The sequence below is a fragment of the Bradyrhizobium sp. LA6.8 genome (genome assembly GCF_040547935.1).
GTDB classification, from domain to species: domain Bacteria; phylum Pseudomonadota; class Alphaproteobacteria; order Rhizobiales; family Xanthobacteraceae; genus Bradyrhizobium; species Bradyrhizobium barranii.
Window position 1 is genome coordinate 954976 of record NZ_JBEPQQ010000002.1, and the last position, 20246, is coordinate 975221.

General features: G+C 64.3%; 18 protein-coding genes. 10 read left to right on the forward strand and 8 right to left on the reverse strand.

Annotated elements, in window-relative coordinates; translation table 11 throughout:
• The 5 genes from cysW (at position 1) to ABIA90_RS11605 (ending at position 4580) form a co-directional block, all read left to right on the forward strand.
• Positions 1-912, forward strand: a complete 912-nt coding sequence (cysW, locus tag ABIA90_RS11585) for a sulfate ABC transporter permease subunit CysW (RefSeq protein WP_085401860.1) — start codon at positions 1-3, stop codon at positions 910-912.
• Positions 902-1936 (forward strand): sulfate/molybdate ABC transporter ATP-binding protein, encoded by a 1035-nt coding sequence (locus ABIA90_RS11590; RefSeq protein WP_354119985.1) that lies wholly within the window; start codon positions 902-904, stop codon positions 1934-1936. Before cysW ends, ABIA90_RS11590 begins: the two co-directional genes overlap by 11 nt.
• Before the next feature lie 96 nt (positions 1937-2032).
• Positions 2033-2536 carry a CAP domain-containing protein gene (locus tag ABIA90_RS11595; protein WP_063980998.1) on the forward strand — a complete coding sequence of 168 codons (504 nt, stop codon included), beginning with the start codon at positions 2033-2035 and terminating at the stop codon, positions 2534-2536.
• 78 nt (positions 2537-2614) lie between these two features.
• Positions 2615-3790: a DUF3734 domain-containing protein gene (locus ABIA90_RS11600; protein WP_063980999.1), complete on the forward strand. Its 1176-nt coding sequence runs from the start codon at positions 2615-2617 to the stop codon at positions 3788-3790.
• Between the two features lies 1 nt (position 3791).
• On the forward strand, positions 3792-4580 hold the full coding sequence (locus ABIA90_RS11605) for a 3-hydroxybutyrate dehydrogenase (RefSeq protein ID WP_028157423.1): 789 nt from the start codon (positions 3792-3794) through the stop codon (positions 4578-4580).
• Positions 4581-4743: 163 nt separating this feature from the next.
• Here ABIA90_RS11605 and ABIA90_RS11610 read toward each other — a convergent pair whose 3' ends face one another.
• Together ABIA90_RS11610 and ABIA90_RS11615 are read right to left on the reverse strand one after the other, a co-directional pair.
• Positions 4744-5568 carry a sulfite exporter TauE/SafE family protein gene (locus ABIA90_RS11610; protein WP_354119986.1) on the reverse strand — a complete coding sequence of 275 codons (825 nt, stop codon included), beginning with the start codon at positions 5566-5568 and terminating at the stop codon, positions 4744-4746.
• Between the two features lie 190 nt (positions 5569-5758).
• Complete coding sequence (locus tag ABIA90_RS11615) at positions 5759-7126, reverse strand: flippase (protein WP_502916655.1); 1368 nt, start codon at positions 7124-7126, stop codon at positions 5759-5761.
• A 301-nt stretch (positions 7127-7427) separates the two neighbouring features.
• On the opposite strand from ABIA90_RS11615, the gene ABIA90_RS11620 reads away from it, so the two are divergent.
• Positions 7428-8798: a hypothetical protein gene (locus tag ABIA90_RS11620; RefSeq protein ID WP_354119988.1), complete on the forward strand. Its 1371-nt coding sequence runs from the start codon at positions 7428-7430 to the stop codon at positions 8796-8798.
• 139 nt (positions 8799-8937) lie between these two features.
• Here the strand turns inward: ABIA90_RS11620 and ABIA90_RS11625 are convergent, their stop codons facing one another.
• The gene (locus ABIA90_RS11625; protein ID WP_208088814.1) at positions 8938-9777 is read right to left on the reverse strand and encodes a protein-disulfide reductase DsbD domain-containing protein; all 840 of its coding nucleotides are present in this window, start codon (positions 9775-9777) and stop codon (positions 8938-8940) included.
• A 142-nt stretch (positions 9778-9919) separates the two neighbouring features.
• Here ABIA90_RS11625 and ABIA90_RS11630 point away from each other — a divergent pair, with 142 nt between their 5' ends.
• Positions 9920-10564, forward strand: a complete 645-nt coding sequence (locus tag ABIA90_RS11630) for a YqgE/AlgH family protein (RefSeq protein WP_063981003.1) — start codon at positions 9920-9922, stop codon at positions 10562-10564.
• A gap of 242 nt (positions 10565-10806) precedes the next feature.
• On the opposite strand, the gene ABIA90_RS11635 is transcribed toward ABIA90_RS11630, so the two are convergent.
• Together ABIA90_RS11635 and ABIA90_RS11640 are read right to left on the reverse strand one after the other, a co-directional pair.
• On the reverse strand, positions 10807-11694 hold the full coding sequence (locus tag ABIA90_RS11635) for a TauD/TfdA dioxygenase family protein (RefSeq protein ID WP_354119989.1): 888 nt from the start codon (positions 11692-11694) through the stop codon (positions 10807-10809).
• A gap of 113 nt (positions 11695-11807) precedes the next feature.
• Positions 11808-12587 (reverse strand): SDR family NAD(P)-dependent oxidoreductase, encoded by a 780-nt coding sequence (locus ABIA90_RS11640; protein WP_354119990.1) that lies wholly within the window; start codon positions 12585-12587, stop codon positions 11808-11810.
• 98 nt (positions 12588-12685) lie between these two features.
• Between ABIA90_RS11640 and ABIA90_RS11645 the strand changes: the two genes are divergently transcribed.
• Positions 12686-13423 (forward strand): SDR family NAD(P)-dependent oxidoreductase, encoded by a 738-nt coding sequence (locus tag ABIA90_RS11645; RefSeq protein WP_354119991.1) that lies wholly within the window; start codon positions 12686-12688, stop codon positions 13421-13423.
• Positions 13424-13561: 138 nt separating this feature from the next.
• Positions 13562-13936, forward strand: coding sequence for a CsbD family protein (locus tag ABIA90_RS11650; protein ID WP_354119992.1), 375 nt, complete (start codon positions 13562-13564; stop codon positions 13934-13936).
• A 188-nt stretch (positions 13937-14124) separates the two neighbouring features.
• Here the strand turns inward: ABIA90_RS11650 and ABIA90_RS11655 are convergent, their stop codons facing one another.
• Together ABIA90_RS11655 and ABIA90_RS11660 are read right to left on the reverse strand one after the other, a co-directional pair.
• A complete protein-coding gene (locus ABIA90_RS11655) occupies positions 14125-15828 on the reverse strand; it encodes an SGNH/GDSL hydrolase family protein (RefSeq protein ID WP_354119993.1) in 1704 nt (567 codons plus the stop codon).
• 171 nt (positions 15829-15999) lie between these two features.
• Positions 16000-17331 carry a lytic murein transglycosylase gene (locus ABIA90_RS11660; RefSeq protein WP_354119994.1) on the reverse strand — a complete coding sequence of 444 codons (1332 nt, stop codon included), beginning with the start codon at positions 17329-17331 and terminating at the stop codon, positions 16000-16002.
• Between the two features lie 254 nt (positions 17332-17585).
• Here ABIA90_RS11660 and galU point away from each other — a divergent pair, with 254 nt between their 5' ends.
• Positions 17586-18461, forward strand: a complete 876-nt coding sequence (gene galU, locus ABIA90_RS11665; RefSeq protein WP_014498169.1) for a UTP--glucose-1-phosphate uridylyltransferase GalU — start codon at positions 17586-17588, stop codon at positions 18459-18461.
• A gap of 152 nt (positions 18462-18613) precedes the next feature.
• On the opposite strand, the gene ABIA90_RS11670 is transcribed toward galU, so the two are convergent.
• On the reverse strand, positions 18614-20110 hold the full coding sequence (locus ABIA90_RS11670) for a sensor domain-containing diguanylate cyclase (RefSeq protein WP_354119995.1): 1497 nt from the start codon (positions 20108-20110) through the stop codon (positions 18614-18616).
• Positions 20111-20246 lie beyond the last annotated feature (136 nt).

A 20246-nucleotide genomic window follows, 5' to 3' on the forward strand; every position in this document is an offset into this window, starting at 1 on the left:
ATGACGATGCAGATCGCAGATTCCGTCTCGCTGCCTTCGACCGATGCGCGCGCACGTGCGCACGCCGCTGCGGCACGCGACAGCCTCCGCACCGAACCACCCGCAATACGTATCGCCATCATCGCGCTGGCGGTGATCTTCCTCAGCGTCTTCGTCGTGCTGCCGCTGGTTCTGGTGTTCGCGCAGGCCTTTTCGAGAGGCGTTCTCGCCTATTTCTCTGCGCTTGCCGAGCCGGAAGCGCTGGCTGCAATCAAGCTGACGTTGATCGTGGCGGCGATCTCGGTCGGCCTCAACCTCGTATTCGGCCTCGTCGCGGCATGGGCCATCGCCAAGTTCGAGTTTCGCGGCAAGACCTTCCTGATCACGCTGATCGACCTGCCGTTCTCGGTGAGCCCGGTGATCTCGGGCCTCGTCTTCGTGCTGCTGTTCGGCGCGCAGGGCTATTTCGGCAGCTGGCTTAGGGATCACGATATCCAGATCCTGTTCGCGGTGCCCGGCATCGCGCTCGCCACCACCTTCGTGACCTTCCCGTTCGTGGCGCGCGCGCTGATCCCCCTGATGCAGGAGCAGGGCACGCAGGAGGAGGAGGCCGCGATCTCGCTCGGCGCCTCCGGCCTGCAGACCTTCTTCCGCGTCACCCTGCCCAACATAAAATGGGGCGTGCTCTACGGCGTCCTGCTCTGCAACGCGCGCGCGATGGGCGAATTCGGCGCCGTGTCGGTGGTATCAGGACACATCCGCGGCGAGACCAACACCATGCCGCTGCTGGTCGAGATTCTCTACAACGAGTACCAGTTCGTCGCTGCGTTTGCGATCGCCTCGCTGCTGGCGATGCTGGCCCTGATCACATTGATCGCCAAGACCGTTCTCGAACGTCACCTCGACGAAGGACACGACGCAAGTGACCATTGAAGTCAGGAATCTCGTCAAGCAGTTCGGCAGCTTCAAAGCCCTCGATGGCGTCGATCTCAAGGTCGACAATGGCGAGCTGCTGGCGCTGCTCGGTCCGTCCGGCTCCGGCAAGACCACGCTGCTGCGCATCATCGCCGGCCTCGACTGGCCCGATTCCGGCGAGGTTTCCTTCAATGGCGAGGATGCGCTGGCGCGGGGCGCGCGCGAACGGAACGTCGGCTTCGTGTTCCAGCACTACGCGCTGTTCCGCCACATGACGGTGTTCGAGAACGTCGCCTTCGGCCTGCGCGTGCAGCCGCGCGCCAGCCGCAAGGACGAGTCCACCATTCGTGCGCGCGTCAAGGAGCTGCTCGATCTCGTGCAGCTCGACTGGCTCGCCGACCGCTATCCGAGCCAGCTCTCCGGCGGCCAGCGCCAGCGCATCGCACTCGCCCGCGCGCTCGCGATCGAGCCGCGCATCCTCCTGCTCGACGAGCCCTTCGGCGCGCTCGATGCCAAGGTGCGCAAGGAGCTGCGCCGATGGCTGCGCTCGCTGCACCAGGAGATCAACGTCACCTCGATCTTCGTCACCCACGACCAGGAGGAGGCGCTCGAAGTCGCCAACCGCGTCGTGGTGATGGACAAGGGCAGGATCGAACAGATCGGCTCGCCCGACGACGTCTATGAAAGCCCGGCGACTGCCTTCGTCCACGGCTTCATCGGCGAATCCATCGAGCTGCCGGTCCAGGTCGAAGGCGGCGTCATCAGGCTCGGCGACCGGCCGCTTCGGCTTGCGGCCGACGGGCTTACGCCTGGCGCGTCAAAACTGTTCGTGCGGCGACATGACATGCTGGTCGGCCCGCCCGGAAGCGGTGCCTTCGAGGGCGCCGTGCAGCACGTCCGGAATTTCGGCCCGGTGCAGCGGGCCGAGGTGGCGCTATCCGGCGGCGAGACCATCGAGATCGACGCTCCCCGCGACAGGGAACTGCGCGCCGGCGACACGATCGGCCTCGAACCGCGCCGCTACCGGATATTCGCGGGCTAGTAGGCGCCTCGGCCGAAAGCTCAAATCTTCCTCAATATTCACCTTTCAGCCACGGTTGGTATGCAACAACGGCCCCTCATTTGGGGGCCCCTGAACATGCGCGCTGCGGCCGCAATACTCATCACTTTGCTTCTCGCCGGCTGCGCCGGCAACGAAGCACCGGTCCAGCAGCCGTCGATGTATGCCGACATGTCGGTCCCGGGCACCAAGCTCGATGCGCAGGCGGCAGCGATCATGATCTCGCAATACCGCCAGAACAACGCCCTCGGCACCGTCGTGATCGACCCCGATCTGATGCGGCTCGCCGAATCCCAGTCCCAGGCCATGGCGGCGGCCAACAAGATGGACCATGACGTCCGCGCCCCGCTGGCCAAGCGCCTCAGCGCGGGCGGCTATCCGGCGACGGTGGCAGTCGAGAACGTTTCGGCGGGCTATCATACGCTGGCGGAAGCGTTTTCCGGCTGGCGCGACTCGCCTCCGCACCGGGCCAACATGCTCAAGAGCGGTGTCACAAAACTGGGCATCGCGGCGGGCTATGCTCCCGGCACCAAATACAAGGTGTTCTGGACCATGATCCTGGCCTCGACCGACCCCCGATAAGCCAGACTTGATCCCGGGATGCATTGACGCCGCGGCGGACTGTCGCCACGGTGGCTCGCCTTTTGCTATTGTTCCCAGATGACAGATCATAGCCCGGAAGTCGCAACAGTCCCCGCGAAGGCGCAGCGCGTCCTGGTCCTCCAGGGCGGCGGTGCGCTCGGCTCCTATCAGGCCGGCGCCTACCAGTCGCTGTGCCATTTCGACTTCGAGCCGGAATGGGTCGCCGGCATCTCGATCGGCGCGGTCAACGCCGCCATCATCGCCGGCAACGAGGGACAGACCCGCGTCAAGCGGCTCAAGGAATTCTGGGAGATGGTGTCGGCGCCGGTGCCGTGGAAGCCGATCGGCAAGAGCGATCACAGCCGCGAGCTGTTCAATTCGACCAGTGCCGCATTGATCGCGACCTTCGGCGTGCCCGGTTTCTTCACGCCGCGCATTCCGCCCGCGCCGCTCTGGCCGCCCGGCACCAAGCAGGCCGAAAGTTACTACGACACCGCGCCGCTGAAGAAGACGCTGGAGCGCCTGGTCGATTTCGACCGCATCAACGATCTGAAGACGCGCCTGTCGGTCGGCGCCGTCGGCGTCACCTCGGGCAACTTCAAATATTTCGACAATTACGAGTTCAAGAAGCTCGGCAAGACCATCGGCCCCGAGCACATCATGGCCTCCGGCGCGCTGCCGCCGGGATTTCCGTCCGTCGTGATCGAAGGCGAGCACTACTGGGACGGCGGCATCGCCTCCAACACGCCGCTCGACTACGTGCTCGATGCCGAAGTCGCTCGCGACATGCTGATCTTCCAGGTCGATCTGTTCAGCGCCCGCGGCGATCTGCCGAATTCGCTGCTCGAGGCGACCGAGCGTGAGAAGGACATCCGCTTCTCCAGCCGCACGCGGATGAACACCGACAAGAACAAGCAGATCCATAATGCGCGCCGGGCCGTGCGCGATCTGATTTCCAAATTGCCCGATTATCTGAAGAATGATCCTTCCGTGGAATTCCTCGCGAAGGTATCGCGTGAAAGCACCGTCACCGTGGTGCACCTGATCTACCGCAGCAAGAACTACGAATCTTCGTCGAAGGATTACGACTTCTCGCATGTCGCCATGGTCGAGCACTGGGAAGCCGGCGTGCGCGACGTGCATCTGTCGATGCGCCACAAGGACTGGCTCGAGCGGCCGCAGTCCGGCGAGACCATGGTGACCTACGATCTCACGGGGGACGTCACCGCGCCCCCGCCAAAAAGGAGCGAATAACATGGGTAGTCTGTCAGGCAAGAACGCCGTCGTGACCGGTTCGACCAGTGGCATCGGGCTCGCCTATGCGCGCGCCTTCGCCGCCGCCGGCGCCAATGTCGTCATCAACGGCTTCGGTTCGCCGGAGGACATCGAGAAGGAGCGCGCCAAGATCGAGTCCGACTTCGGCGTGAAGGCGGTGTATTCGCCGGCGGACATGACCAAGCCCGCCGAGATCGCCGGGATGATCGCGCTGGGCGAGAAGTCGTTCGGCTCGGTCGACATCCTCGTCAACAATGCCGGCATCCAGTTCGTCTCGCCGATCGAGGAATTCCCGGTCGAGAAGTGGGACCAGATCATCGCGATCAACCTGTCCTCGGCTTTCCATGCCATCCGCGCTGCGGTGCCCGGCATGAAGAAGAAGGGCTGGGGCCGTATCATTAACACGGCGTCGGCGCACTCGCTGGTCGCCTCGCCCTTCAAGTCCGCCTATGTGTCGGCCAAGCACGGCATCGCCGGCCTGACCAAGACCGTTGCGCTCGAGGTCGCGACCCACAAGATCACCTGCAACTGCATCAGCCCCGGCTATGTCTGGACGCCGCTGGTGGAGAAGCAGATCCCCGACACGATGAAGGCGCGCAACCTCACGCGCGAGCAGGTCATCAACGACGTACTGCTCGACGCGCAGCCGACCAAGGAGTTCGTCACCTCCGAGCAGGTCGCAGCCCTCGCGCTGTTCCTGTGCGGCGACGATGCCGCGCAGATCACCGGCACCAACCTGTCGATCGACGGCGGCTGGACGGCGGAGTAAGGCTCCAGCCGTAGGGTGGGCAAAGGCGCGTCAGCGCCGTGCCCACCATCCTCCCGCGATTGAGGAGAAACGGTGGGCACGCTTCGCTTTGCCCACCCTACGATCCCGCCCTTGGTCGTCGCCCGGTCAAGCCGGGCGATGACAGCTAGGGCGGGTGGTTGGCCTAATGCGTCCAGGCCAGCGCCGTCACGATCGCGGACGACAGGTTCAGCTCCGTGAACATGATCTTGCCGGCGACCACGAACAGCACGCAGGCAAGCGTCAGGCGCAGCACCGTCTCGGGGACGCGCGTCGCACTGAGACTGCCGACGATGATGCCGGGCAGCGAGCCCAGCAGCAGCACGCCCATCAGGGCCCAATCCACATCGCCGAGCGCCCAATGTCCGGCCCCGGCGACCAGCGTCAGCGGCACCGCATGCGCGATGTCCGAGCCGACGATGGTCGCCATCGGCAGGCGCGGATAGAGCAGCAGCAGCACGGTGACGCCGACCGCGCCGGCACCGACGGACGAGATCGACACCAGCACGCCGAGCACGATGCCGGTGACGACGGTCGCGATCGCCGTGGTACGATCGTCGACACGTTCCAGCCGGCCGCGATAGCGCTCCATGAGGGCCTTGCGGAAGATCAGCGAGGTCGCGGTCAGCAGCAATGCAAAGCACAGCACCAGATTGACCAGGCTGCGCTCGGAATCGCTCCTGAGGTCGAGCTTCCACAGCACGAGCAGCGTCAGCGCGCTCGCCGGGATGCTGCCGCAGGCGAGCCGGAGCACGGCGGGCCAGTGCACGCTCCGCGACCAGCCATGCACCACGCTGCCGCCGGTCTTGGTGGCGGCGGCATAGAGCAGGTCGGTGCCGACGGCGGTGGAGGGGTGGATGCCGAACAGCAGGATCAGCAGCGGCGTCATCAGCGAGCCGCCACCCACGCCGGTCATCCCGACAAGCAGGCCGACGCCAAATCCGGAGGCGACATAGAGCGGATCAATCATGTCTGGGGAATCTTAGGTTTATCTCGTCGGTTGAGCAATATGACGTAGAATAAAATTTCCCTGAAACGCAATCGCTTCGGTTGAATAAGAAAAATCTTGCTACAGACGGTGGGCGGGGAGGGGGTTTCAGTCGCCGCCGCGCAAGGCGCGAAACAGCCATTCTCCAGGCCGGCAACCCGGGTGGCAGCGCCTATTTGCCAAACGCCAGCACGTGCAGGCCGAGCCGCTGGCGCACGATCCAGAACAGCAGCACTGTCTCGAATGTCAGCGAGATCGAGGTCGCGGCCGAGGCGCCGTGACCTCCGAAGCGCGGCACCAGCGCGATGCAGAGCACGAGGTTCATCACGAAGGCCAGCGCGTAGGCCAGCGCACAGATCTTCTGCTGGCCGAGCATGTTGAGCAGGCGCTCGACCGGTCCAATCGCGGCGCGCACCACGAGGCCGATCGCGGCGACGAACATGATGTCGTAGCCGACCGTGAATTGCGGGCCGAACAGCCAGAGCAGCGGCTTGCCAAGCGCAAGCAGCACGATGGTCGCTGCCAGCGACGGCCAGAACGTCCAGTTGATGGCATGCGCGACATAGGCCGACAGGCGCGCCTTGTCGCCGAGCGCGTTGTACTCGGCGAAGCGATGCGCTGTGGTCGCCGACATTGCGAAGTGGATGAACGAGACCAGGGCGAGCGTCTTCACCACCGCGAAATAGACACCGACCTCGTCCGATGGGCGGAACTGCTGAAGCACGAGCACGTCGGTATAGGACAGCAGCAGGTAAAAACTCTCGACCAGCAGGATCGGCAGCGAGACGGCGAGCCAGCCGCCGATGTCGTAGGTCTTGGGGCCCGGCTCGATGTGATCGGCGAGCTTGCGATTCAGCACCACCATCTGCCCGGTCATCGCGATCCACACCGCGCCCGCGCTCGCGACCATCGCGGCGACCGCTCCGAGGTGATAGCCGAGCAGGAAGGCAGCGGCCGTGATGCCGATGATCAGCGCCTGGCGGATGATGAATTGCGGCATCAGGCCGAGCTGCATCCAGTCATGCGAGCGCGCGATGCCGTCCTGGGTGTTGGCGACGACGAAGGCGGGCAGCGTCATGCAGCCGATATAGAGCGGCAGCACCTCGGCCGGATCGATCCAGGGCGAGAGCAGCTTGACGATACCGGCGAGCCCCAGCGACACCAGCGTGGACGCGGCAAAGGTCAGCCAGCGGCTGCCGGAGAGAAAGCCGCGCAGCAGCGCATGCTCGCCGCTGGTGCGATATTCGGGAATGATCTTTTGCGCGGAGGCCGAGATGCCGAAGTCCATCATGCTGCCGAGCAGCAGCACCCAGGTCCAGACATAGACATAGATGCCGTAGTCGGACGTCCCCATCCAGCGCGCGAGCAGAACCTGCGAGAAATAGGCAAGGCCCGCGCTGATCACCCGGATGATGAAGATGGTGCCGGCCAAGCGCCGCGTCAGCGACGCTTCGTTCGACCCGCCCGTCAGCCTCGCGCGCAGCCGCGCGATGAGGCCGGCAGGTCCGGTCGTTGCGGGTTCTGCATCCATCACGGCCAATTCGAGATCCCCAGGGCGTCCCGCATGCAGCGGCGGTTAAGGGAATTAGCAACCATTCGTTAAGATTCGGTTGGGTGGGTGTGTGGCTGCATCATCCCGGCTGTCGTCTCCGCGAATGCGAGGAATCATAAAGTAGCTGCGCTAGCATCACCGTTCTTTGTGTTGGTTTACGGTGTGCTGTCTCCGGCTTCCCTGCCAGCACTTAAAATTGCACTATTATAATAAAGCAATCGGTGCATGAGCGATCTATAAGGCCTGTTCGGAACACTGTCTCCATCGTCTATCGAGCCGGAAATCTGGAATGCCATGGCCGTCTTCGCCAACCTCGAACCGCTACCTCGTGCTTCTGGCCGATGCGCTGGCATCCGCCGTCATCAGCGTCGTCCTGTCGGCACTCGCTTGGGGCTTCGTCGGATCGATGGGGCAGGGCGGTCTTTTCCTGGTGATGTTTGTTCCAGCGCTGCTGGCACTGTTCTTTGGACTTATTCTCATCCCGTTCGTGGTCGGCCCGATCTACGGCCTGGCGAAGGGCCGGTTTGGATTTTTGCTCGGTCCCGTCCTTTTGGTCGCGGTTGTTTACCCGCTTTCGTCGGTGGCGCTGCGGCATAAGGAAGAGGCCATAGCGGCATTGGCCGTCACGACTGCCGAACCCGTTCGCATTGATCACACCCTTCTTGCCATCGACGACGTAAACTTCTGCAAAGAGGGCTGTGTGAAAGTGCTTGCCAACTCGGCTTACACGATCGCCTTGAGAGGCGAGTATTGGCACAGCAACCACCCTGACCGCCGTTGGACTCTCTACAGGCAGGCCACGGGAGCAGCCTGCCTTGCAAAGGAGAATGTCGAGCTAGCGCTCGATTTTCTCCGCCTTGGTTATCCGGGCAAATGTGCGGTTCGTGAATTGATCGATAATTTCGACGAAGGCTTGTGGCTACGCAAAAGAAGTCCGGACCCGCGGTTTCGGCTGCCTCCCGATCTGCCTCCTGATCTCCCAAAGGGCTTCAACGGCACCGTGTACGAGTATTTTGAGCGAATTGCTGGCGAGGACCGCCTCCTGGCGCGTCACATCAAGGGCGGATTTGCGCCCGAAAAATCTGACCCTTTAATCTTGATCGAGAAGCGGCCCAAAGCCATCGATGCGGGGCCAAAGATGGACGAGAAGATATTTTTGGCGAACGCCATCAAGGTCGACGCAGACCAATTATGGAAGCCGGCTGATCCCTTTCCGTTCGACGAAGTCTGGACCGGCGTCGAAAGTTACTTGGGCCGAAAGGAGCGATACGGCCCTGGCACAATCGAAGATGCCGCAGCCCTTCGATGGATGGGAGTTGCTCTACTGGCAAGGCAGCAAGCGCCCCAGCTTCTGAAACAGCGCGTGCTTAGCCTCTTTGCAAGCCGCAACCCGTCTCGGGTCAAGATTGGGCTCGGTTCGATATATGACATTCCATCGAGTGACCGAATATTCGCAGGTGAAGACGATATCATCTTCGATCTCACGTTCATTGCAGTAGGGGAGAGAAGCTCGCTGCTGCAGACCTTGCTGGAATGGCAATTTCCTCCGGGAGGCCCACCCGTTTCGTCCGAGATACGCGAACGAGCGAAAGCGCATCTGAACGACCCCGATCTCAAGCCATGGCAGCGCCAGTTCCTGACGAGGATCGGAAAACCCTAGCGAACCACTCTAGAACTCGGCCAGACCACTCGCTGGCCAAACGTGTTGAGGCTCCAGCTGGTAACTCCGAATCCTCGTATACCACCTCTTTTGGTTATGCACTCGGATCGGCGTTCCGCTTGTCCGGGACCGGAGAGACTCACTCCAAATTCGTATTGAACTCGTACGACTTCTCGGGCGCGACGAGCGTGAACTTCAGCGCCGCCCCGTCGGGCTTGGCGCCCGGCGGCAGTCCGTCGAGCTCGAAGGAAAATCGCTGCACGCCGGGTGGGCTGCGCTCGACCGGCGCCGGAATCGGCAACGCCCAATCGAGCGTTGGCCCTTCCACGAACAAATTGACGCCGCGGCTGTCAGGCACGACCACGTCGACCACCACATTCTTGGGCCCGTCACGTTTGACGTCGCGGATGGTCAGCGGATTGGGATCACCGATCGTGGCAGGCTTCGGCACGGTGTCGAGCGCGGCACGCAGATTGGCGTCCTCGGTCGAGGCGACGTTGTTGAAGCCGAGCTCGACATTGGCCTCGACGGGAACGCAGAGCTTCTCGCACACGGCGTAGTTGATCTCGGCACGCAGCGTCACCGGCTTGTCGGGCGCCTTGGGCACGATGCGCAGAGGCAGCACGATCTGGCCGTGATAGCCGATCGAATGCCCGCCCGCGCCGTCATCGAATTTCAGCGGCGCCGGCCACATCACCGTCACCGCTTCGACATTGTCCGATTTGGAGAAATCGAACCGCGGCGGAACGCCGGAATCGCCGGGAATGCGCCAGTAGGTCTTCCATCCCTGCTGGAGCTGGAAGGCGATACCGCCGAGCAAGACGGCGCCGCTGCGCGATCCCGCCAGCAATCGCACTGCGGAATGGCCGTCGCGCTGCCAGGGCGAAGCGTCGTCGGCGCGGGCTGCGAGCGTCACCGACGACGCAAGCAGGGTTGTTGCGACGCCAAACGCCGCATGCAGGGGAACTCTTGTCAGCATGGCACGTCTTTACAGGGTCGCCCCTGGGCAAACCATTGAATTGCTTGTGATGGATGCACCTGAATCAAGTCTATGCAAGCCTTGATTTGACAGCAGCCCGGCCCGACATCAGGATAGGAATCGAAACCGGAGTGCTTCACCGATGGCTCCCACAGGCAAAAGGACGGGCGAAAGCACCCGCAGCGCGGCCCCCGCGCTTCCCAGTTCGGCCGGCTATCTCGACGGCCAGCTCCTGATCGCGATGCCCGTGATGGGCGATGAGCGCTTCGAGCGCTCGGTGATCTATCTCTGTGCGCATTCCGCCGAGGGCGCGATGGGCATCATCGTCAATCATCCCGCCGGCAGCATCGACTTCCCCGAGCTGTTGCAGCAGCTCGGCATCATCAAGAAGGGCGAGCACATCAAGCTGCCGGAGAACGCCGAAAGCATGAAGGTGCTGCGTGGCGGGCCGGTCGATACCGGCCGCGGCTTCGTGCTGCATTCCAGCGATTTCTACATCGAGAACGCGACGCTCCGGATCGACGACGGCGTCTGCCTCACGGCGACCGTCGACATCCTGCGGGCGATCGCCAACGGCTCCGGCCCGAAGCACGCCATCCTCGCGCTTGGTTATGCCGGCTGGGCGCCGGGCCAGCTCGAGACCGAAATCCAGAGCAATGGCTGGCTGCATTGCGATGCGGATTCGGATTTGATCTTCGGCGACGATGTCGACGAGAAGTACGGACGCGCGCTGCGCAAGATCGGCATCGATCCCGGCATGCTCTCGAACGATGCGGGACACGCGTAGCTGTGTAGCAGCTGCTGCGACGGTTTGCGGTGTCCTGCGCCACCCTCCGCTGTCGTGCCCCGGCTTGACCGGGGCATCCAGTACGCCGCGGCCTATCGATTCCATCACAACCGTCTCGGAGTACTGGATCGCCCGGTCCCGGCTCCGCCAAGGCTACACCGGGCCACGAGGGTGCTCGGCCGGCGAAGCTTCAGCGAAGACGGCAAGCCGGGCGATGACCCACGTCCAGCGGGGTGTGCCGCCTACTCCGCCGCCTGCTGCTGTACCGTCGGCTCTGTCCCCGCCACCGTCGCGCGGCGCATGTCGCGGGGCTGGGACTGGTCGTAGCGGCGGACGCGATGCATGGTCTGGCGGTTGTCCCACATCACGAGATCATGCAGCTTCCATTTGTGGACGTAGACGAACTCGCCTTGCGTCGCATGCTCGTTCAGATCGCGCAGCAGCAGTCGGCCTTCGGGGACGCTCATGCTGACGATCTTGCCGGCATGCGATGAGAGGTACAGCGACTTGCGGCGATGCACCGGATGGGTGCGCACCAGGCGTTGCAGCACCGGCTTGAACATCTGCTTTTCGTCGTCGGTGTACTCGGTGAAGCCGAGCGATCCGCGCGAATACATCAGCGAGTGCTCGCAGACGAGATCCTCGATCTCGGCCTTGGTGTCGTCATCGAGCGCGTCAAAGGCCGCGCGCATGTCGGCGAACTCGGTATTGCCGCCCTTCGGGTTCACCACCCGCGCCGACAGCAGCGAGAATTTTGCGGGGATCGGGCGAAACGAGCTGTCGGAATGCCACAGGCAGTTGCCGAGGTTGAACAGATGCGCGCGACTGTCCTTCGCCAGCGGCTTGCCATCCTTGCCGAGATTGGAGACGTCGTTGAGGCCCGATTGGAGCCGGTAGTCCTTTTCCTTGGTCACAGTGCCGCCGCGCGCGTCCTCGCGCTGGCCGAAATTCAGCGCGAAGGCCATCTGCTGCTCGTCGGTGATGTCCTGGTCGTGGAAGACCAGCACCGCATATTTGTCCATGGCTGCCTCGACCTCGCGCGCCTCGGCCTCGGTGAGAGGCTTTCGCAGATCGAGGCCGGAAACCTCGCCGGCAAAATGTTTCTGAAGCTGCCGGATGGCGATCGTCATGGTGTTTCTCCCGCGAACCGCGAGCGGTTGGTCCCGCTCTGCCGGTGGAAAAGCTACTCCCGCGACCGGAGTTGTCAACGCTCGGCGCGCATATCTCTTAAGCGTCATGGCTCTCACGCGTTGCGCGCCATCAGGCCACCGTCGACAGGGATCACCGCGCCGGTGAGGAAAGACGCAGCCGGCAGGCACAGGCTCAGTGTCATATGCGCGACTTCCTCGGGGTCGCCGTAACGGCCCAGTGCAGTGCGGCGCTTGGCGTAGATGGTCTTGTGCTCTTCGGAGATGCGGTCGGTGATGGCGGTGCGGATCGGGCCCGGGCAGATGCAGTTGACGGTGATGCCCTCGCGGCCGAGCTCGACGGCGAGCGAGCGCGTGAGGCTCGCCACGCCGCCCTTCGCCGCCGAATAGGGGCTGTGCAATGCGGTGGCGCCGAGCGCCTCGGTCGAGGCGATGTTGACGATGCGCGGGCTCTTCGACTTGCGCAGGTGCGGCAGCGCGGCGCGGATGATGCGCGGATGCGCCGTCAGCATCACGGCGATGCCCTTGGCCCAGGCGTCTTCGTAAGCCTCGTCGTCGATCGCGACGCGCACGGAGATGCCGGCATTGTTGACGATGATGTCGAGCCCGCCGAAATGCGCCGCGACATCGCCAACCACGTGCTTGATCTCGCCGCCATCGGCGACATCGAGCTTCCACGCCTTCGCGGATCCGGCGTTCGCTGCAATCTCCTTGGCAACGGACAGTGCGCCCTGCTCGTCAAAGTCGGTGACGGCGACGTTCGCGCCTTCAGCGGCGAACACGCGCGCTGTCGCGCGCCCCATGCCGCTCGCCGCACCCGTGACGAGAACGGTCAGGCCCTTCACCGACCGGCTGAGCTCCTTGAATTCGGACATGCCGTTTCCTCGCGTCTCTTGTTTCTTGTTATGAGATGGACAAGGCTGGCATCGATCCGCAGACAGGTCAAATAAGCAAAACAAAAGGGGAGGCCGCGATGGCGAACGAGCTCGATTTCTCAGGCAAGCAGGTGCTGGTGGTCGGCGGGTCCAGCGGTATCGGCAACGGCATCGCGCAAGCCTTTCGCACCAGGGGCGCGCAAGTTGCAGTCTGCGGCACGCGTGCTCATCCTGCGGAATATTCGGCGCAAGAAGGCTCCGATCTCACGGGTCTTTCCTATGCGCAGCTCGACGTCGGCAACGCCGGCGCGGTGGAAGCGTTCACGCCGTCCTTCGATCGTCTCGATGTGCTCGTGCTCGCGCAGGGCGCGGTGCTCTATCGCCGCGGCGAGTTCGAGATGGCCGGCTTCCGCAAGGTCGTCGAGGTCAATCTGATGAGCCTGATGGCCTGCGCGACGCGGTTTCACTCCATGCTGCGCGATAGCAGGGGCGCGCTGATCATGGTGTCCTCGACCGCAGCCTATCATTCCACCATGGGCAATCCCGCCTACAACGCCTCGAAGACCGGCGCAGTCGGACTGACGCGGACGCTGGGCGAGGCCTGGGCCGAGGATGGCATCCGCGTCAACGGTATCGCGCCCGGCCTCGTCGACACCAAGATGACGAAGGTGACCACCGACAATCCCAAGCGGCTCGAAGGCGCGTTGTCGCGCATTCCGCTGCGGCGATTGGGCACGCCGGCTGACATGGCGGGCGCGGCGCTGTTCCTGGCCTCGCCGCTGTCGTCCTACATCATTGGCCAGACGCTGGTGGTCGATGGCGGGCTCATCCTGTAGCCCGGATGGAGCGACATGTCCGCCGTAGCCCGAAGAGCGTAGGCGGGAGCGTAATCCGCGGACTACACACTTTCGCAGAAGCTTGGAACTGCGCTGCTCCTGATCGGTTACCTCGGCTGACCCCCGAGGAGGAGCAACATGGACAAGGATCGGATCGTCGGATCGGCCAAGGAATTCGCTGGGCGCGCAGAAGGCGCCGTCGGTGATCTCGCTGGCGATGCGCAGACACAGGCGTCAGGCAAGGCGCGGGAAGCCGCCGGCACCGTGCAGAATCTCTACGGCCAGGCCAAGGACGCCGTGCGCGACGCCGGCGAGACTGCGGCCGGCTACGCCAAGGATGCCTACGACAAGCCGGCCGAGACCTTGCGCGACGGTTCGCAGGCGATTGCCAAGAAGGTGCAGGACAATCCGCTCGGTGCGCTGCTGATCGCCGGCGGGATCGGCTTCGCACTCGCGCTCTTGATGTCGCGTCCCGCCCGTCGCCCGCCGCCGCGCTCGCGCTATTACGGCTAGTCGCCACCGCCCGAATTCTTTCGTGCCCCGGACGCAATGCGGCCTAGGCGATGCTTAGCATCGTCCGGCAACGCCGCTTTGCAGAGCCGGGGCCCATTCTTTTGTGAAATTCGTGAGTGGGCTAGGTCCCGGCTCTGCGTCGCATCACCAAGAGGTGCTGCGACGCGTCCGGGACGCGAGACCTTCGCTTACCGGAACATCTCCGCCGATCGCCCGACGTTACCAGGCGGGCGCGGGATCGCGGGATTGGGATTACGCGGCGCCGGCGCGAATTGACGCGGCGGTGGTTGCGGAGAGCCGAAGCCGAAGAAATCGCGGAATGCCGGCGTTGCCTGGGCCGGCTGCTGCGGCTGCAGCTGCACCGGCGGCTTCTTCGGCGCGAGTCTTGGCGGTGCGATCGCAGCGGCAGCGCTTGGCGTACCGGGAGCAGCAGCACCACCATCCGGCGTCGTCGCCGCCATCGGCGTATCGCCCTTGGCCTGCTCGCGGCCGACTTCGCGGCGCGGCCAGGCATAATCATCGGCACGGCCGGCGGGCGCGGCCAGCGGCTCACCCTTCACCATCGTCTTCGCGGCGAGCGCATCGACGGCAGCGGGACGCGAACCCGGTCCGCCCAGCAATTGATCGGCCGAGATCGAGGCCGCAACCAGCGGCACGATCGGTCCCGCCAGCGGCCGCGGCGCGGGCTTGCCGGGCTCGGCGCTGGTGTCGGGGGTCGCAGGCTCGCTCGGCAGCGCAATCGGGCCGGAGCGTCCGGCGAGCAGGCGCGTGATCTCGCGCTCGACATAGTGGGCGAGCTTGCGTGCGCCGGGTTTCGTGAAATAGACGCCGTCATAGCTGCGAAGCTGGCGGATCTGGCCCTCGAAGTCCGGGCCCTTCTGGAGGAAGCGGCCGGCTTCGTCGACAAAGCCGTCCCAGACATCGACATAGGTGATGCCAGCCTTGGCCGCGCCTTCGCGATAGAGCGAATCCAGGAACAGCATGTCCGCCGTGCCCTTGGGGCCGCGGATTGCGGGCAGGCCGACCCAGAGCACCGGCACGCCCTTGGACTTGAGGACGTTGGCCAGCTCCTCGATCTTCTTGCCGTAGAGCTCGACCCAGCGCTCGTCGCGGAAATCGTAGAGGCCGTTCGGGTTGCGCGCGGTCTTCTCCGGTGTTGCGACGGCCGGCGTGTCGGCGTTGTCGGCATCGTCCTGCGGCAGGTCGGCGTCGGCCGGCTTGTCGTCCGGCTTGGCGGCCGTGTCGGGTTTAGCATCGCCCGGCTTGGCCGGTGGCTTGGCGCGCGCGCCCTTGTCGTTCTTCTTGTCCGTCGCCTTGTCGGATTTGTCGGGTGCGGCCTCGCGGATCGAGATGCGGTCGTTGAGGCCGAGCATGACGACGATCACATCAGGCTTCTCGGTCTCGAGAATCCCCTTCGCTGCCGCCGCCCAGTCCGCGGGCTCACCCTTCGGCTGGTACTTGATCAGGCCGGACGTGGTCTTGTGCTTGCGGATCACGCCCATGTCGGGCTGCTCGGTGTAGGCGTCTTCGAGGCCGTAGGCGAGCCAGTCGGCCATGGCGTCGCCGATCACCAGCACGTTCTTGTCGGGCGTGGTGTCGCGCTTGGCTGGTGCCGGCGCGCGCGAAAAATCCTGGCGCGGCGCCTGCTGCTGCTGCGGCTGCTGGAATGGCGCGAAGAAGTCGCCGCCGAACCAGCCGCCGCCTCCACCGTTCCGCGGTGGCGGGGCCTGCCGCTGCGGCGGACCGCCGAAACCGGGGAAGTTGAAGAACTGCGCCGAGGCGGGTCCTGCAACCGACACCAGAATCGCAAGCGCCGTCCCCAGCGCGATCAGCGGGCCGGTCTCGGTCAGCGCCTTGAAGAAGGACTTGAACTGGGGCCTGGGCTTCGACATGCGATCTCGGGCACGCGCAATGGGGATCGGGATAGACTCGATATAATAGCGGAATCAGGCGCCAAACGGGCAGATTCTCTTTGCGGATTCTTCTGCCATACACCGGGGAACAGCCATCCCCGTCAAGGCGATCGGGCAAAATCCCTGTTCAGGGTTACTTTCGGCGCGATTTTACCGCCCGCGGAGGCGATCCAGCGCGTCGGAGGAGGCAAACCCGTCGGCCGGTACCCCGATCGAGGCCTGGAAATTGCGCAGCGCCTCCCGGGTCTGGCCGCCGAACTGGCCGTCCGGGGTGCCCTTGTAGAAGCCGCGCTGGGCCAGCAGCTGCTGAAGTTCCAGCCGCTCGGTGCGGGACAGCTCGCGCTCCTGGCGCGGCCAGGGCTGCACGAAGGGCTGGCCGCCGCGCAGCCGGTCGGCGAAATGGCCGATCGCCAGCGCATAAGCCTCGGCCGGGTTGTACTTCATGATGACGCGGTAATTCTGCAGCATCAGGAAGCCCGGGCCCTGCGCCCCGGCGGGCGCCAGCAGATAGGCTTTCTCGGCCGGATGCGGGAAGGGCTGGTTGGCCGGGCGCTTGAGCCCGAGCTTCTCCCATTGCGCCATCGTCATCGCCTTGGCGCGATCGGCCAGCATGTAGTTGAAGCCTTGGGGCACCACGACCTCGTAGCCCCAGGTCTGGCCGGCCTGCCAGCCGTCCTTCTTCAGATTGTTGGCGGTCGAGGCGATCAGATCGGTGGGATTGTCGACGACGTCGCGCCGTCCGTCGCCATCGCCATCCACGGCAAAGCGCTTGAACGCAGTCGGCATGAACTGGGTCGGGCCGAAGGCGCCGGCCCAGGAGCCGCGCATTTGCTCAGGCCTGAGATCGCCGCGGTTGAGGATCTCCAGCGCGGAGAGAAACTCGTCCTTGAAATAGGCCTGGCGGCGGCCGATGCAGGCGAGCGTCGCGGTCGATTGCAGCACGCTGCGGTCGCCCATCTGCGTCGAGTAATTGGACTCGATGCCCCAGATCGAGGCGATGATGTAGCGGTCGACGCCGGTAGCCTTTTCGGTGGCGTCGAACTGCGCCTTGTATTTGGCGAGGACCTCGCGGCCCTTGGCGAGGCGGTTGTCGTTCACGAGGATGTCGAGATAGTCCCAGATCGACTTGGTGAACTCCGGCTGCGAATCCATCAGATCCATGATGCGCAGGTCGGGCGACAGCCCGGCCGTGAAGCGCTGGAAATTCTCCTGCGTGATGTTGCGCCGTGCGGCATCGGGCCACATCCCCGCCACGCAATTGTTGAAGTTGGAGGCCGCTTCGCGGATCGCGGCGGCCGTCATCAACGGGTGGCCGGAGGCGCCGTCCTCGCCGGTCCATGGCAAGGCGCCGCCGGGGCCGGGCGCCGGCTGAGAGGGCGCTGGATTCGAGCCGGAGAAAATACCGCCGAACAGGTTCGACAAGCCGTTCTGCGCCTGGGCGCGCGCGCTGACAGGCAGCAGCACAGCGGCCGCAAGCATCATTGCGCCGGTCACAAATCCAGCACGTTTTGCCAGCCCTGCCACTGATTGCATCATACCCTACCTGTCTGGCCGAAAATCCGCCTTCAGGAGGCCCGGTACCGGTTGCCAATAGCTTAACAAAGGTGAAATTTTGGTGTCGGCCTTTTTCTCAACTCTGTGAGCGCGAGGCCCCACATCCGCCTTTGTTAGCGGCTGCAAACAAGCTAGCAAGATACCATTGCTCCCTTCACGTCCTCAGGTATTCGATCTGTCCCATGAAAATTCGCAAAGCCGTATTCCCCGTCGCCGGCCTCGGCACCCGCGTCCTGCCCGCCACCAAGGCGATGCCGAAGGAAATGCTGACCATCGTCGACAAGCCGCTGATCCAGTACGTCTATGACGAGGCGAGGGAAGCCGGCATCGAGCACTTCATCTTCGTCACCGGCCGCAACAAAAACGTCATCGAAGATCATTTCGACAAGATGTTCGAGCTCGACGCGACGCTCGCCGCGCGCGGCAAGAAGGCCGAGCAGGACATCCTGGCGCAGAACCAGCCGGAGGCCGGCGCCGTCAGCTTCACCCGCCAGCAGGCGCCGCTCGGTCTCGGCCACGCGGTCTGGTGCGCGCGCGACATCGTCGGCAACGAGCCGTTCGCGGTCGTGCTGCCCGATGAGCTCGTGCTCAACACGACCGGCTGCCTGAAGCAGATGATCGAGACGGCTTCAACGCTCGGCGAAAAATCCAACGTCATCGCGGTCGAGGCGGTGCCCGACCATCTTACCCATCAATACGGCATCTGCGGCGTCGGCAAGCGCACCGGCAAGATGTTCGAGGTCGACGGCATGGTCGAGAAGCCGGCCAAGGGCACCGCGCCCTCCAACCTCTCCATCACCGGCCGCTACATCCTTCAGCCGGAGATCTTCAAGATCCTGGAGACCCAGGAGCGCGGCGCCGGCGGCGAGATCCAGCTCACTGACGCCATGATCGGCCTCGCCAAGTCGCAGAAATTCTACGGCGTCGAGTTCGAGGGCGAGCGCCATGATTGCGGCTCCAAGCCCGGCTTCCTCCGCGCCAACATCGCCTACGGCCTGAAGCGGCCGGAACTGCGCGATGGGCTGATTGCGGAGATGAAGAAGTATCTGGGGCAGTAGCTGCTACACTCTCGGTGTCGTCCCTGCGAACGCAGGGACCCATAACCCCAGGGAGTTGTTTGGCGAAGACTCGTCGTTCGGTACTGCTACCTCCGACGATCGATAGATTCCGCGGTATGGGTCCCCGCGTGCGCGGGGACGACACTGAGGCCTCACGCCACCAGCGACAGCTTCGGAAGGCTCGCGACCACGGACTGGTTGCGGCCGCCGGCTTTCGCCGCATAGAGCGCCTTGTCGGCGGCGGCGACCAGGACCGGCCAGTCCAGGCCGGTGGTAGGAACCAAGCCAGCAATGCCGCAGGAGACCGTCGACGCCGCCTGGTCGTCGGACCAGCCCTGCACCTTGCCGCGGATCGTCTCGGCGACATTGAAGGCCTCGGCGGCCGAGGTGTTCGGCAGCAGCACCGCGAATTCCTCGCCGCCATAGCGCGCGGCGCAGTCGCCGGACCGCCGCACCGAATCGGAAATGCAGATGGCGATGCCGACCAGCACCTGGTCGCCGGCCTGATGGCCGAACGTGTCGTTGTAGGCCTTGAAGTGATCGGCATCGATCATCAGCAGCGCGACCGGCGTCTTCTGGCGCATCGCGCGGCGCCATTCGACGTCGATGACCTGATCGAACTTGCGGCGGTTCTTCAAGCCGGTGAGCGCATCCGTCGTCGCCATCTCCTCGAGCTTGCGCTCGGCTTCGGCACGCCGGCTGATCTCGCGGGCGAGCACCAGCGTCGAGGCCAGCATGAACAGGATGAGCGCCAGGACCACGGCGCCGATGCGGTAGGCTTCCTTCTGCCAGAGCTCGAACACGGCGGCGAGCGGCTTGCCTGCCACCACGAAGAGCGGACCCGGGCCGGTGCTGCGGACATAGAGGCGCGGCGTCGCGTCCACCGGGCCCTGGCCCGCATAGGACCCGCCGGCCTTGAGATTGTCGGCCTTCCAGCTCTGCCGCGTCCCCAGATTCTTGCCGATGACGTCGAGATCGAACGGCCGCCGCATCATGATGGTGCGATCGCGCGTCAGCACGGTGATGGTATCGTCGGGATCGAGGTTCAGGCGCTCGAACAATTCGTGGAAATAGCTGAAACGGATCGAGCCGGTGACGACCCCCAAGAAGCCGCCGTCGGTATCGCTGATGCGCCGGCTCAGCACGATGGAATAGGCGCCTCGGAAAAGCATCGGACGGCTGATGAAGAGGCCGGCGTCGGGATCGTCGCGATGAACCCTGAAGTAGTCCTCCTCGCTCCGGTTCTCCGGCAGGGGATCGAGCGTGGAGGCGTCGATGGTCAGCCTGCCCTCGGCATCGAACACCTGGATGGCGCCGAAGTGCCGCGCCGTGGTGGCGTGATCGAACAGGATCAGGTGACGGATCGGCTTCGAGACCGCGTTGATCTCCGGCAGCAGCATGTTGCTGGCGACCGCCTTCAGGGAGAGATCGTAGATCTCGATGTTGCGGCTGATATCTGCTTCGATGGAGGTGGCCAGGTTGTCCAGCGTCTGGCGAGCGAGGGCCTCCTCGCCGCGGCGCATGTCCAGCATGACGTTGACGCAAATGGCGGAAAAGCCGATCACCGTCACGACGGACGATATGATCAGCAGCTTCGCCGAAATCCGCCACGGCCGGCGGGTCGTGACGTCGCGCCATCCAGACTGCATCGAGTGCTCCCGACACTAGTGGATGCGCCCGAAATCTTGCGTAGTGTTTAAGCCGGGACGGCGCTGCCACAATGAGTTAAGAATTGGTTTCCGCGGGCATCGCTTTTGGGCAGCGGAGCTGGGACGAGAGGACGAT

Bases quoted from the DNA above. Each gene is read 5' to 3' on its own strand.
- ABIA90_RS11650 (WP_354119992.1), top strand. From the start codon at position 13,562: ATGGACAAGGATCGGATCGTCGGATCGGCCAAGGAATTCGCTGGGCGC.
- ABIA90_RS11645 (WP_354119991.1), top strand. From the start codon at position 12,686: ATGGCGAACGAGCTCGATTTCTCAGGCAAGCAGGTGCTGGTGGTCGGC.
- ABIA90_RS11640 (WP_354119990.1), bottom strand. From the start codon at position 12,587: ATGTCCGAATTCAAGGAGCTCAGCCGGTCGGTGAAGGGCCTGACCGTT.
- galU (WP_014498169.1), top strand. From the start codon at position 17,586: ATGAAAATTCGCAAAGCCGTATTCCCCGTCGCCGGCCTCGGCACCCGC.
- ABIA90_RS11610 (WP_354119986.1), bottom strand. From the start codon at position 5,568: ATGATTGATCCGCTCTATGTCGCCTCCGGATTTGGCGTCGGCCTGCTT.
- ABIA90_RS11635 (WP_354119989.1), bottom strand. From the start codon at position 11,694: ATGACGATCGCCATCCGGCAGCTTCAGAAACATTTTGCCGGCGAGGTT.
- ABIA90_RS11625 (WP_208088814.1), bottom strand. From the start codon at position 9,777: ATGCTGACAAGAGTTCCCCTGCATGCGGCGTTTGGCGTCGCAACAACC.
- ABIA90_RS11620 (WP_354119988.1), top strand. From the start codon at position 7,428: ATGCCATGGCCGTCTTCGCCAACCTCGAACCGCTACCTCGTGCTTCTG.
- ABIA90_RS11605 (WP_028157423.1), top strand. From the start codon at position 3,792: ATGGGTAGTCTGTCAGGCAAGAACGCCGTCGTGACCGGTTCGACCAGT.
- cysW (WP_085401860.1), top strand. From the start codon at position 1: ATGACGATGCAGATCGCAGATTCCGTCTCGCTGCCTTCGACCGATGCG.
- ABIA90_RS11670 (WP_354119995.1), bottom strand. From the start codon at position 20,110: ATGCAGTCTGGATGGCGCGACGTCACGACCCGCCGGCCGTGGCGGATT.
- ABIA90_RS11630 (WP_063981003.1), top strand. From the start codon at position 9,920: ATGGCTCCCACAGGCAAAAGGACGGGCGAAAGCACCCGCAGCGCGGCC.
- ABIA90_RS11595 (WP_063980998.1), top strand. From the start codon at position 2,033: ATGCGCGCTGCGGCCGCAATACTCATCACTTTGCTTCTCGCCGGCTGC.
- ABIA90_RS11655 (WP_354119993.1), bottom strand. From the start codon at position 15,828: ATGTCGAAGCCCAGGCCCCAGTTCAAGTCCTTCTTCAAGGCGCTGACC.
- ABIA90_RS11660 (WP_354119994.1), bottom strand. From the start codon at position 17,331: ATGATGCTTGCGGCCGCTGTGCTGCTGCCTGTCAGCGCGCGCGCCCAG.
- ABIA90_RS11600 (WP_063980999.1), top strand. From the start codon at position 2,615: ATGACAGATCATAGCCCGGAAGTCGCAACAGTCCCCGCGAAGGCGCAG.